This window comes from Pseudomonas sp. MF7453 (assembly GCF_016405455.1).
GTDB lineage: Bacteria > Pseudomonadota > Gammaproteobacteria > Pseudomonadales > Pseudomonadaceae > Aquipseudomonas > Aquipseudomonas paralactis.
In genome coordinates this window covers 150015-166529 of record NZ_JAEKCN010000002.1, presented here as the reverse complement: position 1 = coordinate 166529, position 16515 = coordinate 150015, and the positions used below count along the sequence as shown (strand labels likewise).

Here is a 16515-nt window from a genome sequence, read left to right as displayed (position 1 = left end):
AAGGGGCATTTTGTTCAATATCCGCAGTGTCTGAGCCTTTACCGTGATGTCACCTGTGTTTGACATAACAAGAGGGACTGCAATGAGCTTGATCATTTCCATGGCCGCTTTCGCCCTGGCCACCTCCATCACCCCTGGACCGGTCAATGTGGTCGCCTTGAGCAGCGGCGCACGTTTTGGCTTTGCCGCCAGCCAGAAACATGTGTTCGGCGCGGCAGTCGGCTTCACGTTACTGCTGGTATTGATCGGCCTGGGGCTGCATGAAGTACTGGTGCGCTGGCCAATACTGACCCAGCTGATCCAGTGGGGCGGGGTGGCTTTCCTGTTGTACATGGCTTGGAAACTGGCGATGGATGACGGTCGTCTGGACGCCGAAGGTGCAGCTAGCGCGCCATCGATGCTGTACGGCGCGATCATGCAATGGCTCAACCCCAAAGCCTGGCTGGCCTGTGTCGCGGGCATGGGCTTGTTCGTGGCCGATGGCGATGCCAGGCAAGTGTGGCTGTTTGCGGCGCTTTACCTGGTGATTTGCTACCTGTCGGTGGCGTGCTGGGCGTACGCGGGGACGTTTTTGCGTCGCTACTTGAACAACCCGCAGGGCGTGCGCCTGTTTAACCGCTCCATGGCCGGGTTGCTGGTGGCCAGTGTGGGTTATTTGCTGATGGCTTGAGGTTCTCGCGGTACTGCCCGGGCGTGGCGGCAAAGTGTTGTTTGAACGTGCGCTGGAAGTGCGCCTGGTCGGCAAAGCCTGCGGCCAGGGCGACATCGGCAATCAGTTCGCCGTCGCGCAATCGAGCGCGGGCGAACTGGATACGGTGATTGACCAGGAAGGCATGGGGTGTCAGCCCGTAATATTGCTTGAACGCGCGAATCAGGTACGACGGCGACAGCTCGGCCGCCAGGCAAATATCCTCCAGTTTCAACGCCTCGGTGCAGTGTTCACGGATGAAATCCGCAGCGCGCTCCAGCTTGTGATTGACCTCCCGTACCGGCGTAAGCGACGGGTTCAAGCGCTGCTGAACTTCGCTGAAGTAACCTACCAGCGCGCTCTGTTTGTGCAGCAGTTCGGCCTGCTCATCCACCAGCAGTCGGTACAACGCCAATAAGCCGCTGTACAGCGAGGTGTCCCGGGTATGTGGGGTGTTGAACGGGCGGTAACCCTGGTCGGTGCTGAAACCCAACTGGTGCTGCAGGTCGGTCAGCCAGGGGCTATCGAGGTAGAGCATATGGTAGGACCAGTGCTCATTGCGGATAGGGTTACAGGCATGTACGTCGCCGGGGTTCATCAGCACCACGGTGCCTGCGCTGATCTCGAACGTCTGTGTGCCGTAGTGGTAATAACTGCGCCCGCAGGTAATCGCGCCGATGGAAAAGTGCTCGTGGGCGTGCCGGGTGTAGGTAACCTTGCGTCCGTCGGCAATGGTGCGCGCCTCGATAAACGGCAAGCGTTCGTCGCGCCAGAAACAAGGCGCCTGAGCGGGGCGGGCAGGGGTGTTCAGCGACATGGCGGTGGTTCCATCCCTTGAGAGATCGAGGGCTGATCTTTACACACACCGCCAGTGGCGTCAGCCTCAATGTGACGTCAGGCCGGTACCAAAAAGGCGGCCTTGAGCAACTGGCGAGTGTAGGCATGTTGTGGGTCGGCAAAAATGGCCTTCGCATCGCCTTGCTCCACCACCTGCCCTTGCTTGACCACCATCAGTTGGTGACTGAGCGCCTTCACCACCGCCAGGTCATGGCTGATAAACAGGTAGGTCAGGTTGTACTTGGCCTGCAACCCGCGCAGCAATTCAACCACCTGGCGTTGTACCGTGCGGTCCAGGGCCGAGGTGGGTTCGTCCAGCAGGATCAGGCGCGGCTTGAGCACCAGGGCGCGGGCGATGGCGATGCGTTGACGTTGGCCACCGGAGAATTCGTGGGGGTAGCGGTGGCGGGAGTCGGGGTCCAGACCCACCTCCTTGAGCGCCGCGATAATCGCTGCTTCCTGCTCGTCAGGCGTGCCCATCTTGTGGATACGCAAGCCCTCGCCGACGATTTCGCTGACACACATGCGCGGGCTCAAGCTGCCGAACGGGTCCTGGAACACCACCTGCATTTCCCGGCGCAACGGGCGCACCTGTTGCTGGGTAAGCCTGTCCAGCTGCTGGCCTTCGAAGCGAATCCCGCCCTTGCTGCCGATCAGGCGCAAAATCGCCAGGCCCAGGGTGGACTTGCCCGAGCCGCTTTCACCGACGATGCCAAGCGTCTGCCCCTGGGGCAGGCTGAAGTTGATGCCGTCCACCGCCTTGACGTAATCCACGGTGTTGCGCAAAAAGCCCTTCTTGATCGGGAACCAGACTTTCAGGTCATCCACTTCCAGCAGCGGTGGCCCGACCTCGTTGCCGGCCGGGCCGCCGCTGGGCTCCGCCGCCAATAATTCCTGGGTATAGGGATGCTGGGGCGACTGGAACAGTGTCTCGCACTCGGCCTGCTCCACGATGCAACCTTGCTGCATCACACACACGCGATGGGCGATGCGTCGCACCAGGTTGAGGTCGTGGCTGATCAGCAACAGCGCCATGCCCAGCCGCGCCTGCAACTCCTTGAGCAATTCCAGGATCTTCAACTGCACGGTAACGTCCAGCGCTGTGGTCGGCTCATCGGCGATCAGCAACTCCGGCTCATTGGCCAAGGCCATGGCGATCATCACACGCTGGCGCTGGCCGCCGGACAATTCGTGGGGCAGCGCCTTGAGGCGTTTGTGCGGTTCGGGGATACCCACCAGCTCCAGCAATTCCAGGGTGCGCCGGGTGGCGACCTTGCCGGTCAGGCCCTTATGCAGCCCGAGCACTTCATTGATCTGTTTTTCGATCGAGTGCAGCGGATTCAAGGAAGTCATCGGCTCCTGGAAGATCATCGCAATGCGGTTGCCGCGAATATGCCGCAGGGTCTTTTCTTTAAGGGTCAGCAGGTCTTGCCCGGCGTATTCGATAGTGCCGGACGGGTGCCGCGCCAACGGGTAGGGCAGCAGCCGCAGAATCGAGTGCGCCGTCACCGATTTTCCGGAGCCGCTTTCGCCGACGAGTGCCAGGGTTTCACCCCGCTTGATGTCAAAACTCACCTGGTTGACCACGCGGTGGTGATGTTCACCGGTGACGAACTCGACACTGAGGTCGCGGATTTCGATCAGATTGTCCGGATTCATCTCATTTCCTCGGGTCGAACGCATCGCGAGCGGACTCGCCGATAAACACCAGCAGGCTCAACATGATCGCCAGCACCGCAAAGGCACTCATGCCCAGCCACGGCGCTTGCAGGTTGGATTTGCCCTGGGCCACTAGTTCACCCAGCGACGGTGAGCCCGCCGGCAGGCCAAAGCCAAGGAAATCCAGGGCAGTGAGGGTGCCGATGGCGCCGGTGAGGATGAACGGCAAAAAGGTCATGGTCGAGACCATCGCATTGGGCAGGATATGGCGGAACATGATCGCGCCGTTCTGCATACCCAGCGCCCGCGCTGCACGCACGTATTCAAGGTTTCGCCCGCGCAGGAACTCGGCGCGCACCACATCCACCAGGCTCATCCAGGAAAACAGCAGCATGATCCCCAACAGCCACCAGAAGTTGGGTTGCACGAAGCTGGCGAGGATGATCAGCAGGTAGAGCACCGGCAGCCCCGACCAGATCTCCAGAAAGCGCTGCCCGGCCAGGTCGACCCAGCCGCCATAGAACCCCTGCAACGCGCCGGCAATCACGCCGATGATCGAGCTGAGCACGGTCAGGGTCAGGGCAAACAGCACCGACACCCGAAAACCGTAGATCACCCGCGCCAGCACGTCTCGGCCCTGGTCATCGGTGCCCAGCAGGTTAACGCTTGAAGGGGGCGCGGGGGCGGGTACCTTCAGGTCGTAGTTGATGCTCTGGTAGCTGAACGGGATCGGCGCCCACAAGGTCCAGGCGTCCTTGGCCTTGAGCAGCTCCTGGATGTACGGGCTCTTGTAGTTGGCTTCCAGAGGGAATTCGCCGCCGAAGGTGGTCTCCGGGTAGCGCTTGAGCGCCGGGAAATACCAGTCGCCGTCGTAATGCACGGCCAGGGGTTTGTCGTTGGCGATCAGCTCTGCGCCCAGGCTCAGCCCGAACAGGATCAGGAACAGCCACAGCGACCACCAGCCACGTTTGTTGGCCTTGAACCGCTCGAACCGGCGGCGATTGAGGGGGGACAAATTCATCTCAATGCTCCCGGCTGGCGAAGTCGATACGAGGATCGACCAGGGTATAGGTGAGGTCACCGATCAGTTTTACGATCAGCCCCAGCAGGGTGAAGATAAACAGCGTGCCGAATACCACCGGGTAGTCGCGGTTGATGGCTGCTTCAAAGCTCATCAGGCCCAGGCCGTCGAGGGAGAAGATCACTTCCACCAGCAATGAGCCGGTAAAGAAGATACCGATGAAGGCGGAAGGGAAGCCGGCGATCACCAGCAGCATCGCATTGCGAAACACGTGGCCGTAAAGCACGCGGTGGTTGGTCAGCCCTTTGGCCTTGGCGGTGACCACGTATTGCTTGTTGATCTCGTCGAGAAAGCTGTTTTTGGTCAGCAGGGTCATGGTCGCGAAGTTACCGATCACCAGTGCGGTGACGGGCAAGGCCAAGTGCCAGAAGTAATCGAGGATCTTGCCGCCGGTGCTCAACTCATCGAAGTTGTTGGAGGTCAGCCCGCGCAGAGGGAACCAGTCCAGGTAACTGCCGCCGGCAAACACCACGATCAGCAGGATCGCAAACAGGAATGCCGGAATCGCATAGCCGACGATGATGGCCGAGCTGGTCCACACATCGAAGTGACTGCCGTGTCGCGTGGCCTTGGCGATCCCCAGCGGGATCGACACCAGGTACATGATCAGGGTGCTCCATAATCCCAGGGAGATGGACACCGGCATCTTTTCCTTGATCAGGTCGATGACCTTGGCGTCACGGAAAAAGCTGTCGCCGAAATCCAGCCGGGCGTAGTTCTTGACCATAATCCACAAGCGTTCCGGCGCCGATTTGTCGAAGCCGTACATCTTTTCGATTTCCTTGATCAGCGCCGGGTCCAGGCCCTGAGCCCCGCGGTAGCTGGAACCGGCCACCGCAACTTCGGCTCCGCCCCCGGCAATGCGGCTGGTGGCACCCTCGAAGCCTTCCAGCTTGGCGATCATCTGCTCCACCGGCCCGCCGGGGGCGGCCTGGATGATCACAAAGTTGATCAGCAAAATCCCGAACAGCGTGGGGATGATCAGCAACAGGCGGCGAACAATATAGGCCAGCATTTAATCGCCTCCGCTCGCCGCATCGGCGTTTTGCGTCGTGTCCAGGGATACCGCCGGTTTGACGTCAGGCTTGGCCCACCAGGTGGCCGTGCCCACGTCGTAGCGTGGCGAGACCTTGGGATGACCCAAATGGTCCCAGTACGCGACGCGGAAAGTTTTGATGTGCCAATTGGGCACCACGTAGTAACCAAACTGGAGTACGCGATCGAGTGCCCTGGCGTGGGCAATCAGGCTTTGGCGTGAGCCGGCATCGATCAGCGCTTCGACCAACTGGTCGACGGCCGGATCCTTGAGGCCCATGTAGTTGCGGCTGCCGGGCTTGTCGGCGCTGGACGATTTCCAGAATTCGCGCTGCTCGTTACCGGGCGAGGTGGACTGCGGGAAGCTGCCCACCAGCATGTCGAAATCCCGTGAGCGCAGGCGGTTGACGAACTGCGAGACATCCACCCGGCGAATCACCAGGTCGATACCCAAGTCGGCCAGGTTGCGCTTGAACGGCAGCAGGATGCGTTCGAACTCGGTCTGGGCCAGCAGGAATTCGATAGTCACCGGTTTGCCGGTGCTGTCGACCATCTTGTCATCGACAATCTTCCAGCCGGCCGCTTGCAACAGCTGGTAAGCCTCACGCTGCTGGGTGCGGATCATGCCGCTGCCATCGGTTTTGGAAGGTTCGAAAGCCTGGGTGAAGACTTCGGGCGGGATCTTGTCGCGCAACGGCTCAAGGATTGCCAGCTCGTCCGGGCCGGGTAGACCGGTGGCGGCCATTTCCGAGTTTTCGAAATAGCTGCGAGTCCGTGTGTACGCGCCATTGAACAGCTGCTTGTTGCTCCATTCGAAATCCAGTAACAGGCTGATCGCCTTGCGCACTCGCACATCCTGGAACATCGGCTTGCGCATATTGAATACAAAACCCTGCATACCGGTGGGGTTGCCGTTGGGGATCTCTTCCTTGATCAGTCGGCCCTGGGTCACCGCCGGGATGTTATAGGCATTGGCCCAGTTCTTTGCGCTGAATTCCAGCCAGTAATCGAACTGCCCGGCCTTCAAGGCTTCCAGGGAGACCGTGCTGTCACGGTAGTAATCGGTGATGCGGGTGTCGAAATTGTAGAAGCCCTTGTTCACCGGCAGGTCCTTGGCCCAATAATCCTTGACCCGCTCGTAGCGAATCATGCGTCCAGGCTTGACCTCCGACACCTGGTACGGCCCGCTGCCCAGGGGCGCTTCCAGGTTGCCCTTGGAGAAGTCGCGAGTCGCCCACCAGTGCTTGGGCAGCACCGGCAACTGGCCGAGGATCAGCGGCAGTTCGCGGTTGTTGGTGCGTTTGAACTTGAACAACACACGCAACGGGTCTTCGGCCACCACTTCGTCGACATCGGCGTAGTAGTTGCGGTAGAGCGGGTTACCGTCCTTGATCAGGGTCTGGAAGGTAAACACCACGTCTTCGGCGCGCATCGGGTGGCCATCGTGGAAGCGCGCTTCGGGGCGCAGGTAGAAACGTACCCAGCTGTTGTCCGGGGCTTTTTCGATCTTGCCGGCCACCAGCCCGTATTCGGTGATGGGTTCATCCAGGCTTTGCATGGCCAGGGTGTCGTAGATCAACGGCAGATTATCCGCCGGCACGCCCTTGCTGATGTAGGGGTTGAGGCTGTCGAAGCCGCCCATGGCCGATTCGCGGAAGGTGCCGCCTTTGGGGGCGTCGGGGTTGACGTAGTCGAAATGCTTGAAGTCGGCGGGGTACTTGGGCGGCTCGTTGTAGAGGGTCAGCGCGTGTTGCGGGGCGGCTTGGGCCGCAGTGCACAGCAACAGGCTGGCGAGCAGGGTAGTATGCAAAGACATCATTGGGCTTTCTCCGAAGCTTTCAGCCACCACGCACTCAGGCCCAGGCTATAGGGTGGCGTGGTAACGAAGGCGAACCGGTTGCGGTACGCCAGGCGATGATAGTTGAGGTACCAGTTGGGAATGCTGTAGTGCTGCCACAGCAGCACGCGGTCCAGGGCACGGCCGGCGGCCAGTTGTTGTTCGCGGGTCTGCGCCGCCAGTAGTTGATCCAGCAGGTGGTCGACCACCGGGCTGGCGATGCCGGCGTAGTTCTTGCTGCCCTTGATCGCGGCCTGGCTGGAGTGAAAGTACTGCCACTGCTCAAGACCGGGGCTCAAGGTCTGGTTGAGGGTCATCAGAATCATGTCGAAATCGAATTGATCGAGGCGCTGTTTGTACTGTGCCCGGTCGACGGTGCGCAAGCGGGCGTCGATGCCGATACGGGTCAGATTTTCGACATAAGGTTGCAGGATGCGCTCAAGGTTCGGATTGACCAGCAGGATCTCCAGGCGCAGCGGTTGCCCATCCTTGTCGAGCAGGCGTTGCCCCGACAGTTTCCAGCCCGCTTCGCCGAGCAGGGCCAGGGCGCGACGCAGCGTTTCGCGAGGGATGCCGCGACCGTCGGTTTGCGGCAGGCTGAACGGCTGGGTAAACAGTGCGGCCGGCAGTTGGTCGCGGTAGGGCGAGAGCATCAGCCATTCATGGCCCACTGGCAGGCCGGTGGCCGAAAAATCACTGTTGGGGTAATAGCTCACCGAACGCTTATACGCGCTGCTGAACAGGGTACGGTTGGTCCACTCAAAATCGAACATCAACCCCAGGGCTTCGCGGACCTTGGCCTGGCTGAAGGCGGGCCGCCGGGTATTCATGAACAGACCCTGGCTCTGTGTGGGGATCTGGTGGGCAATCTGCGCCTTGATCACATCGCCCCGATTGACCGCCGGGAAGTTGTAACCCGTGGCCCAGTTCTTGGCTTGATGCTCGATATAAATGTCGAATTCACCGGCCTTGAAGGCTTCAAAAGCCACGTCGCTGTCGCGATAGAACTCCACCTCGACCTTATCGTAGTTGTAGAAGCCGCGGTTGACCGGCAGGTCCTTGCCCCAGTAATCCTTGACCCGCTCAAACACCAACTGCCGGCCCGGGGTGACTTTGGTCATGCGGTATGGCCCGCTGCCCAGCGGCGGCTCGAAGGTGGTGGCCTTGAAGTCGCGGTTCTTCCAGTAGTGCAGGGGCAGCACCGGCAACTCGCCCAGGCGCAGGATCAGCAATGGGTTGCCGGCGCGCTTGAACACAAAACGGATGCGGTGGCGGTTGAGAATATCGACCCTGGCCACTTCCTGCAGGTTGGTACGGTATTGCGGGTGGCCTTCGGTCAGCAGGGTGCGATAGGAAAACGCCACGTCTGCGGCGGTGATCGGCTTGCCGTCGTGAAAGCGCGCTTCGGGGCGCAGGTTGAACACCACCCAACTGCGGTCTTCGCTGTATTCCACTGACTGGGCAATCAGGCCATAGCTGGAAGTGGGCTCATCCCCTGACGGCGCGTACTGGCCGGTGCCGACCATTAAGGGTTCGTTCAGCTCATTGACGCCGTATTGCAGGAAGTTGCCGGTAGAAACCGGGCTGGTGCCCTTGAAGGTATAGGGGTTGAGCGTGTCGAACGTGCCAAAGGCCATGACCCGCAGTGTGCCGCCTTTGGGCGCTGCAGGGTTTACCCAATCGTAATGGGTGAACTTGGCCGGGTACTTGAGTGAGCCGAACTGCGCGTAACCGTGGCTTTCGGTAATCGTCGCGTTCGCAGCAAAGCTCAAGGCCAGACTTATTAGTAGAAGGAGAGGACGCTTCAAGTCAGAGATCCGATCCAGGCGGCTTGGGCTTTATGATCGGTACAGTAACAGCTTGTTCCGGTTGGAAAAAGCCAGTTAGGGCGATGGCGATCCAATGTGGGAGGGGGCTTGCTCCCGATAGCGGCATGTCAGCCAGTACATAGGCTGACTGACCCACTGCTATCGGGAGCAAGCCCCCTCCCACATTAGCCTCCGGTGTTCTTGAGGGCTTTATCTTGGCCCCGACACCACTAGCATTTGCCCCGGCTTCAGCGCCTGGCCCGTGCGCGGGTTCCAACGCTTGAGATGTTGCATCTCAACGTTGAAACGCTTGGCGACCATGTACAACGAGTCGCCTTTTTTTACCTTGTACTGCACCGGTTTTTTCGCGGCAGCCTTGCGGGTGTCCTGCATCACCAGGGTCTGGCCGACCTTGAGTGACTGGCCGTTGAGCTTGTTCCAGCGCTGCAGGTCATGCACATCGACCTTGTTGGCTTTGGCGATCAGCGTAAGGTTGTCGCCACTGCGCACTTTGTAGCTGCGGGTACGCCCGGCAACCGCCTTGGACTCGACTTCGTCGAACACCGGCTTTTTTGGGCGCATACTCAGCAACTCTTCCGGCTTCATCGTCGAAAGGGTGCTGGTGAGCAACTGCGCCTTGGAGGTCGGCACCAGCAAATGCTGGGGGCCGTCCAGGGTGGTACGTTGTTTCAAGGCCGGGTTGAGCTGGAACAGTTCGTCTTCGTCGATCTCGGCCAGCGCGGCAACCCGTGAGAGGTCCATGCTTTGCTTGACTTCAACCACTTCGAAATACGGTGTGTTGGCAATCGGGTTCAGGTTGACGCCATAAGCCTCGGGCGCCAGAACCACCTGGGACAAGGCCAGGAACTTGGGCACGTAGTCCTTGGTTTCCTGGGGCAGGGGCAGGTTCCAGTAGTCGGTGGGCAGGCCAAGCTTTTCGTTGCGCTCGATCGCCCGGCTGACCGTACCTTCGCCGGCGTTGTAGGCCGCCAGAGCCAGCAGCCAGTCGCCGTTGAACATGTCATGCAGACGCGTCAGATAGTCCAGGGCGGCGGTGGTGGAAGCGGTAATGTCGCGGCGGCCATCGTAGGCGCGGGTCTGACGCAGGTTGAAGTAGCGCCCGGTGGAGGGAATGAACTGCCACAAGCCGACCGCATCGCTGCGCGAATAGGCCATCGGGTTGTAGGCACTTTCAATCACTGGCAGCAGGGCCAGCTCCAGAGGCATGTTGCGTTCTTCAAGGCGTTCGACGATGTAATGAATGTAGAGGCTGCCGCGCTCACCGGCATTTTCCAAAAATGATGGGTTGCTGGCGAACCACAAGCGCTGTTGCTCAATGCGTGGGTTGACGCCGACACCGTCCTGCAATTGAAAGCCCCGACGCATGCGTTCCCAGACATCCTGGGGCACTTCGGGGCTGGGCTTCTCTGATAGCCAAATAGGTTTTTGCTTAATCTTGGCAGCAAGATTGGGTTTGGGTTGCACGGTGGATTGTGCAGCGTAATTAGTCGATTGGCAGCCCGCCAGAGTTGCGGAAACGGCCACCGCCACGGCTTGAGCCAGGCGGGTCAATGCGTCTGAAGAAATGGATTTACGAATAGATGACGACATTGGCTGGAAGTAAGTTCCGGGCAAAAATGTCGGGCGATTCTAGAAAGCGCTTTGGTTCCGGTCAACCATTCAGAAATTACGTATCAGATTGCATCCTGTTAGAACTTATCTTTCCAGGCCCTCAAGCTAGCAAACACCTCGGCCCCAGAGCGGTTGTCGCGGCCGTTCCGTTCGTCCGCTTTTTGTTTAACGGATGTTTCAGCGGTGCGTAAAAATGGATTTGTGAGTTTTTCCATGGCCAGGCTCGAAGGCAGCGTGATCTCGCCACGGGAGCGAAGTTGGGCGACATTTTTCACACGTTCAGCGATATCGGCGTTATCCGGTTCGACCGCCTGGGCAAACTTGAGGTTGCTTTGTGTGTATTCATGGGTGCAGTACACAAGTGTGTCGGCAGGCAGGGCGGCCAGGCGCTGCAAGGAGGCATGCATCTGCTCCGGCGTGCCCTCGAACAGGCGACCGCAACCGGCAGCGAACAGCGTATCGCCACACAACAACACGCCCTGGTGATAAAAGGCAATATGCCCCAGCGTGTGCCCCGGCACGGCGTACACGTCGAAGTCCCAGCCCAGTACGCTGATGCGGTCGTTGTCTTGCAGGGCTTCATCGCGCGCCGGAATCTTTTCGTTGGCCGGGCCGTAGACCCTGGCGCCGGTGATATTTTTCAGTTGCTCGACGCCGCCCACATGATCATGGTGATGGTGGGTGACCAGAATGTCGCTGAGGGTCCACTCGGTGTTGTGCTTGAGCCAGGCCAGCACCGGCGCGGCATCGCCGGGGTCGACCACAGCGCAGCGCAGGGTGGACGGGTCTTGTAACAACCAGATGTAGTTGTCGGTGAAGGCGGGTAGGGCACTGATCTGTATCATTCTTCGATTCGCCAAGCTGAACACATTGGTGCATCTTAGAACGTCTAGGCGAGTTGGAGAATGCAATGACTGATAAAGCGTTCGCCCAGGCCGATCCTGAGTGGCTGGCCCTGATCAGCGCGGCCCGTGAATGGTTGTCCGGGCCGATTGGACAATTTCTGCTGGATGAAGAGCGGCGCATGCTCGATGACGAGCTGGGTCGGTTCTTTGGTGGCTATCTGGTGCATTACGGCCCCTCGGCTCAGACGCCGCCATCGGCGCCGCAGGTGCAACGCAATGTTCGCCTGGGCGCGCCGCTGCCGGGGGTTGAAATCGTCTGTGAGGAACAGGCCTGGCCCTTGAGCGAACATGCCGCCGATGTGGTGGTGTTGCAGCATGGCCTGGATTTCTGCCTGTCGCCCCATGGGTTGCTGCGCGAAGCCGCGAGCAGCGTGCGCCCTGGTGGCCATTTGCTGATTGTCGGTATCAACCCCTGGAGCAGTTGGGGCTTGCGCCGTGTATTCGCCCATGATGGCCTGCGTCAGGCGCGCTGTATCTCGCCATCGCGGGTGGCAGACTGGCTGAACCTGCTGGGCTTTGCGCTGGAGAAACGTCGCTTCGGGTGCTATCGTCCGCCGCTTGCGACAGCCAAGTGGCAGGGTCGCCTGGCGGGCTGGGAACGCCGTGCGGGTGCCTGGCAACTAGCGGGCGGCGGCTTCTATCTGCTGGTGGCGCGCAAGATCGTGGTCGGGTTGCGGCCGGTACGCCAGGTTGCGCGCCAGCCCATTGGAAAGCTCGTGCCGATGCCGCTGGCCAAGGTCAACCGCAAGCAAAGCGAACGCTAAACTCCTTTTTTGATTTCAGGCCGGTTTGCCCGGCCTCGGGATACTGTCGGTCGATTACCGCCAGCCCGTTTTGATGGATACAACCGATGACCGATAGCGTAGAACTCTTCACCGATGGCGCCTGCAAGGGCAACCCCGGCCCCGGCGGCTGGGGCGCCTTGCTGGTGTGCAAGGGCGTGGAGAAGGAACTGTGGGGCGGTGAAGCCAACACCACCAATAACCGCATGGAGCTGATGGGCGCCATTCGTGGCCTGGAAGAACTCAAGCGGCGCTGCAACGTGCTGCTGGTGACCGACTCGCAATACGTGATGAAGGGCATCAACGAGTGGATGGTCAACTGGAAGAAGCGCGGTTGGAAGACGGCGGCCAAGGAGCCGGTCAAGAACGCCGACTTGTGGCAATTGCTCGATGAGCAATGCAACCGTCACGACATCACCTGGAAATGGGTGCGCGGGCACATCGGCCACCCTGGCAACGAGCGCGCTGACCAGTTGGCCAATCGTGGCGTGGATGAAGTGCGCGGCTACAAGCAGAGCTGATCCGCAACACCGCAGCGGCCGTTCACGCCGGGCGGTTACAGCACCAGGATCGCACGGGCGAGTTGCTCGTCCGTGCAGTGTAGATCCACCCTCAAACGGCGAATGTGCTCGAACGCCGACTCCAACTGAACGCCGCGTATTTCACCCTGGCTTGCAATAAACGACGCGGCATCGGCCTTGGCCGCCAGCACGATCTTGTCGTCCTTGAAGCTGCTGCTGGTGCCTCCTGTGGCACTCATCGACAGGCTTACCAGCGCGTCAGTCGTCATGACGAAACTGGTGGCCTGCACACTGGCGGCGCAGAGCAGGCAGGGAATAAACAGCCATTTAAACGTGCACATGAATCCGGGTATTCCGCATCAAGAAGGGGCGTGCAGGCTAACAACAGGGACGGCAGCAAACTGCAGCAGGTTTGCTAAACCTTGTAAAAAACTGTTGGGCGAGCCGCCGCGGCTGTTTGCCATGGGGCGCACCGGTTCTGGAGCGTGCTAATATCCCGCCCCTTGAAATGTACCAAACCGTTGAGAGCTGAACCCTGATGGCCATCCGATCTGTTGTACTCGATACCGAAACCACCGGCATGCCGGTGACCGATGGTCACCGGATCATCGAAATCGGCTGCGTCGAACTGATGGGGCGCCGCCTGACCGGCCGCCACTTCCACGTTTACCTGCAACCAGACCGTGACAGTGACGAAGGCGCGATCGGCGTCCACGGCATCACCGACGAATTCCTCAAGGGCAAGCCACGCTTTGCCGAAGTCGCCGATGAGTTCTTCGAGTTCATCAACGGCGCGCAGTTGATCATCCATAACGCGGCGTTCGACATCGGCTTTATCAACAACGAATTTGCCCTGATGGGGCAGACGGACCGTGCGGACATTTCCCAGCACTGCACGATCCTCGACACCTTGATGATGGCCCGCGAGCGTCACCCGGGCCAGCGCAACAGCCTTGATGCCTTGTGCAAGCGTTATGGCGTTGATAACTCCGGCCGTGAACTGCACGGCGCCTTGCTCGACTCCGAGATCCTGGCCGACGTTTACCTGACCATGACCGGCGGGCAAACCAGCCTGTCCCTGGCGGGTAACGCCTCCGATGGCAGCGGCTCGGCGGAAGGCTCCGGCAACCGTCCTTCGGAAATCCGCCGCCTGCCGGCCGATCGCAAACCGACACCGGTCATTCGTGCCAGCGAGCAAGACCTGGCCGAGCACGTGGCGCGGTTGGAAGCGATTGCCAAGGCAGCGGGTGCGCCGGCGTTGTGGACTCAACTTACGCAACAGTAGTGGTGGCAGGCTTGTGTTGTGGCGAGGGAGCTATTGCCTGCACCCTCTCTATAGCTGACTGGCAGTGAGGCAGGCGCGCTTGCACATGTGATCACCACTGCCGATAAAATCTTCATTCGCCACATTCGCTTCCAGCTTCTACCCTGAGTGCAAAGCCCTCCGGAGTAAGAGCGCTCATGTACAAAGACCTCAAGTTTCCCATTCTTATCGTGCACCGTGACATCAAGGCCGACACCGTTGCCGGTGACCGGGTTCGAGGCATCGCCAGGGAATTGGAACAAGAGGGCTTCAGTATCTTTTCTGCGGTGGACTACGCCGAGGGGCGGTTGGTGGCCTCCACCCATCACGGTTTGGCGTGCATGTTGATTGCCGCCGAAGGCGCCGGGGAAAATACCCACCTGCTGCAAAACATGGTCGAGCTGATTCGCCTGGCGCGGGTGCGGGCACCCAACCTGCCGATCTTCGCCCTGGGTGAGCAAGTCACCCTGGAAAATGCGCCGGCCGATGCAATGAGCGAGCTTAACCAACTGCGTGGCATTCTTTATCTGTTCGAAGACACCGTGCCGTTTCTGGCGCGTCAGGTCGCCCGCTCTGCACGCACTTACCTGGACGGGCTGTTGCCGCCGTTCTTCAAGGCTTTGGTACAGCACACTGCCGATTCCAATTATTCCTGGCACACCCCTGGCCATGGCGGTGGCGTGGCGTACCGCAAAAGCCCGGTGGGGCAGGCATTTCACCAGTTTTTCGGGGAGAACACCCTGCGCTCGGACTTGTCTGTTTCCGTCCCTGAACTGGGCTCGTTGCTCGATCATACCGGCCCCCTGGCCGAAGCCGAGGCCCGCGCCGCCCGCAACTTTGGCGCCGACCATACATTCTTCGTTATCAACGGCACTTCCACCGCCAACAAAATTGTCTGGCACTCCATGGTTGGCCGCGACGATCTGGTGCTGGTAGACCGCAACTGTCACAAGTCAGTACTGCACTCGATCATCATGACCGGCGCTATCCCGCTGTACCTGTGCCCGGAGCGCAACGAGCTGGGGATCATCGGCCCGATCCCTCTGAGCGAATTCAGCCCCGAGTCAATCCGCGCCAAGATCGACGCCAGCCCGTTGACGCATGGCCGGCCACCCAAGGTGAAGCTGGCGGTGGTAACCAATTCCACCTACGACGGCCTGTGCTACAACGCCGAACTGATCAAGCAGCAATTGGGTAACAGCGTAGAAGTGCTGCACTTCGATGAGGCCTGGTACGCCTATGCGGCATTTCACGAGTTTTTCGCCGGGCGCTATGGCATGGGTACCTTGCGCACACCGGACAGCCCGCTGGTATTTACCACCCACTCCACTCATAAACTGCTGGCCGCATTCAGCCAGGCGTCGATGATCCATGTGCAGGACGGCGGTGCACGGCAGCTGGACCGTGACCGTTTCAACGAAGCCTTCATGATGCACATCTCGACTTCACCGCAATACAGCATCATCGCCTCGCTGGACGTCGCCTCGGCGATGATGGAAGGGCCGGCCGGGCGCTCGCTGCTGCAGGAGATGTTCGACGAGGCCTTGAGTTTCCGCCGCGCGCTGGCCAACCTGCGCCAGCATATTGCTGCCGAGGATTGGTGGTTTTCGATCTGGCAGCCGCAATCGGTGGCGGGTATCGACCGCGTTGCCACGGCGGACTGGCTACTGCATCCTCAGGATGATTGGCATGGCTTTGGCGACGTGGCTGAAGATTATGTCTTGCTGGACCCGATCAAAGTCACCCTGGTAATGCCCGGCCTCAATGCCGGTGGCGCCTTGAGCGATTGCGGGATTCCCGCCGCGGTGGTCAGCAAGTTTCTCTGGGAGCGCGGCCTGGTGGTGGAAAAAACCGGGTTGTATTCGTTCCTCGTGTTGTTCTCCATGGGGATCACCAAAGGCAAGTGGAGTACCTTGCTCACCGAGTTGCTGGAGTTCAAGCGCAGTTACGATGCCAACGTCAGCCTGGCCAGTTGTTTGCCTTCGGTATACGCCCAGGGGCCGGTACGTTATCAGGGCATGGGCCTGCGCGATCTTTGCGACCAGTTGCACAGCTGTTACCGTAGCAACGCCACCGCCAAGCATCTCAAACGCATGTACACGGTATTGCCGCAGATCGCGATGAAACCCGCCGATGCCTACGACCAACTGGTGAGGGGCGAAGTCGAAGCGGTATCCATCGATGCCTTGCCAGGACGCATCGCAGCCGTAATGCTGGTGCCTTATCCGCCGGGCATTCCATTGATCATGCCCGGCGAGCGCTTTACAGAATCAACGCGTTCAATCATCGACTACCTGGCATTTGCCCGAACGTTCGATAGCAGTTTCCCCGGTTTTGTCGCCGATGTTCATGGGCTGCAACACGAAGATGACGGTAGTGGCCGTCGTTACACCGTCGATTGCATCAAGGGTTAAGAATGTTTATGCA

14 protein-coding genes are annotated in these 16515 nt (G+C 60.0%); 5 read left to right on the top strand and 9 right to left on the bottom strand.

Features of this window, described 5'->3' with window-relative positions; genetic code table 11:
• The first annotated feature begins 82 nt into the window (after positions 1–82).
• Positions 83–670, top strand: a complete 588-nt coding sequence (locus tag JFT63_RS05185) for a LysE family translocator (RefSeq protein ID WP_186561550.1) — start codon at positions 83–85, stop codon at positions 668–670.
• Here the strand turns inward: JFT63_RS05185 and JFT63_RS05190 are convergent.
• The 8 genes from JFT63_RS05190 to gloB form a co-directional block, all read right to left on the bottom strand.
• The gene (locus JFT63_RS05190; protein ID WP_198843536.1) at positions 612–1505 is read right to left on the bottom strand and encodes an AraC family transcriptional regulator; all 894 of its coding nucleotides are present in this window, start codon (positions 1503–1505) and stop codon (positions 612–614) included. The genes JFT63_RS05185 and JFT63_RS05190 overlap by 59 nt on opposite strands.
• Before the next feature lie 77 nt (positions 1506–1582).
• On the bottom strand, positions 1583–3184 hold the full coding sequence (locus JFT63_RS05195; RefSeq protein ID WP_057702826.1) for an ABC transporter ATP-binding protein: 1602 nt from the start codon (positions 3182–3184) through the stop codon (positions 1583–1585).
• A gap of 1 nt (position 3185) precedes the next feature.
• Positions 3186–4205 (bottom strand): ABC transporter permease, encoded by a 1020-nt coding sequence (locus JFT63_RS05200; RefSeq protein WP_005788757.1) that lies wholly within the window; start codon positions 4203–4205, stop codon positions 3186–3188.
• 1 nt (position 4206) lies between these two features.
• Entirely contained in the window at positions 4207–5280 is a 1074-nt protein-coding gene (locus JFT63_RS05205) for a microcin C ABC transporter permease YejB (protein ID WP_057702828.1), read from the bottom strand.
• Positions 5281–7119 carry an extracellular solute-binding protein gene (locus JFT63_RS05210; RefSeq protein ID WP_198843535.1) on the bottom strand — a complete coding sequence of 613 codons (1839 nt, stop codon included), beginning with the start codon at positions 7117–7119 and terminating at the stop codon, positions 5281–5283.
• Positions 7116–8945 (bottom strand): extracellular solute-binding protein, encoded by a 1830-nt coding sequence (locus JFT63_RS05215; protein WP_198843534.1) that lies wholly within the window; start codon positions 8943–8945, stop codon positions 7116–7118. Before JFT63_RS05215 ends, JFT63_RS05210 begins: the two co-directional genes overlap by 4 nt.
• Positions 8946–9155: 210 nt before the next feature.
• Positions 9156–10556 (bottom strand): transglycosylase SLT domain-containing protein, encoded by a 1401-nt coding sequence (locus tag JFT63_RS05220; protein ID WP_057702834.1) that lies wholly within the window; start codon positions 10554–10556, stop codon positions 9156–9158.
• Positions 10557–10654: 98 nt separating this feature from the next.
• Entirely contained in the window at positions 10655–11422 is a 768-nt protein-coding gene (gloB, locus tag JFT63_RS05225) for a hydroxyacylglutathione hydrolase (RefSeq protein ID WP_198843533.1), read from the bottom strand.
• A gap of 65 nt (positions 11423–11487) precedes the next feature.
• Here gloB and JFT63_RS05230 point away from each other — a divergent pair, with 65 nt between their 5' ends.
• On the top strand, positions 11488–12246 hold the full coding sequence (locus JFT63_RS05230) for a class I SAM-dependent methyltransferase (protein WP_057702837.1): 759 nt from the start codon (positions 11488–11490) through the stop codon (positions 12244–12246).
• An 86-nt stretch (positions 12247–12332) separates the two neighbouring features.
• Complete coding sequence (gene rnhA, locus JFT63_RS05235) at positions 12333–12785, top strand: ribonuclease HI (protein WP_003173571.1); 453 nt, start codon at positions 12333–12335, stop codon at positions 12783–12785.
• Between the two features lie 35 nt (positions 12786–12820).
• On the opposite strand, the gene JFT63_RS05240 is transcribed toward rnhA, so the two are convergent.
• Entirely contained in the window at positions 12821–13126 is a 306-nt protein-coding gene (locus JFT63_RS05240) for a DUF2388 domain-containing protein (protein WP_057702838.1), read from the bottom strand.
• 203 nt (positions 13127–13329) lie between these two features.
• Here JFT63_RS05240 and dnaQ point away from each other — a divergent pair, with 203 nt between their 5' ends.
• Positions 13330–14070, top strand: coding sequence for a DNA polymerase III subunit epsilon (dnaQ, locus tag JFT63_RS05245; RefSeq protein WP_164365998.1), 741 nt, complete (start codon positions 13330–13332; stop codon positions 14068–14070).
• 176 nt (positions 14071–14246) lie between these two features.
• Positions 14247–16502 (top strand): Orn/Lys/Arg decarboxylase N-terminal domain-containing protein, encoded by a 2256-nt coding sequence (locus tag JFT63_RS05250; protein ID WP_057702840.1) that lies wholly within the window; start codon positions 14247–14249, stop codon positions 16500–16502.
• The last annotated feature ends 13 nt before the right edge of the window (positions 16503–16515 follow it).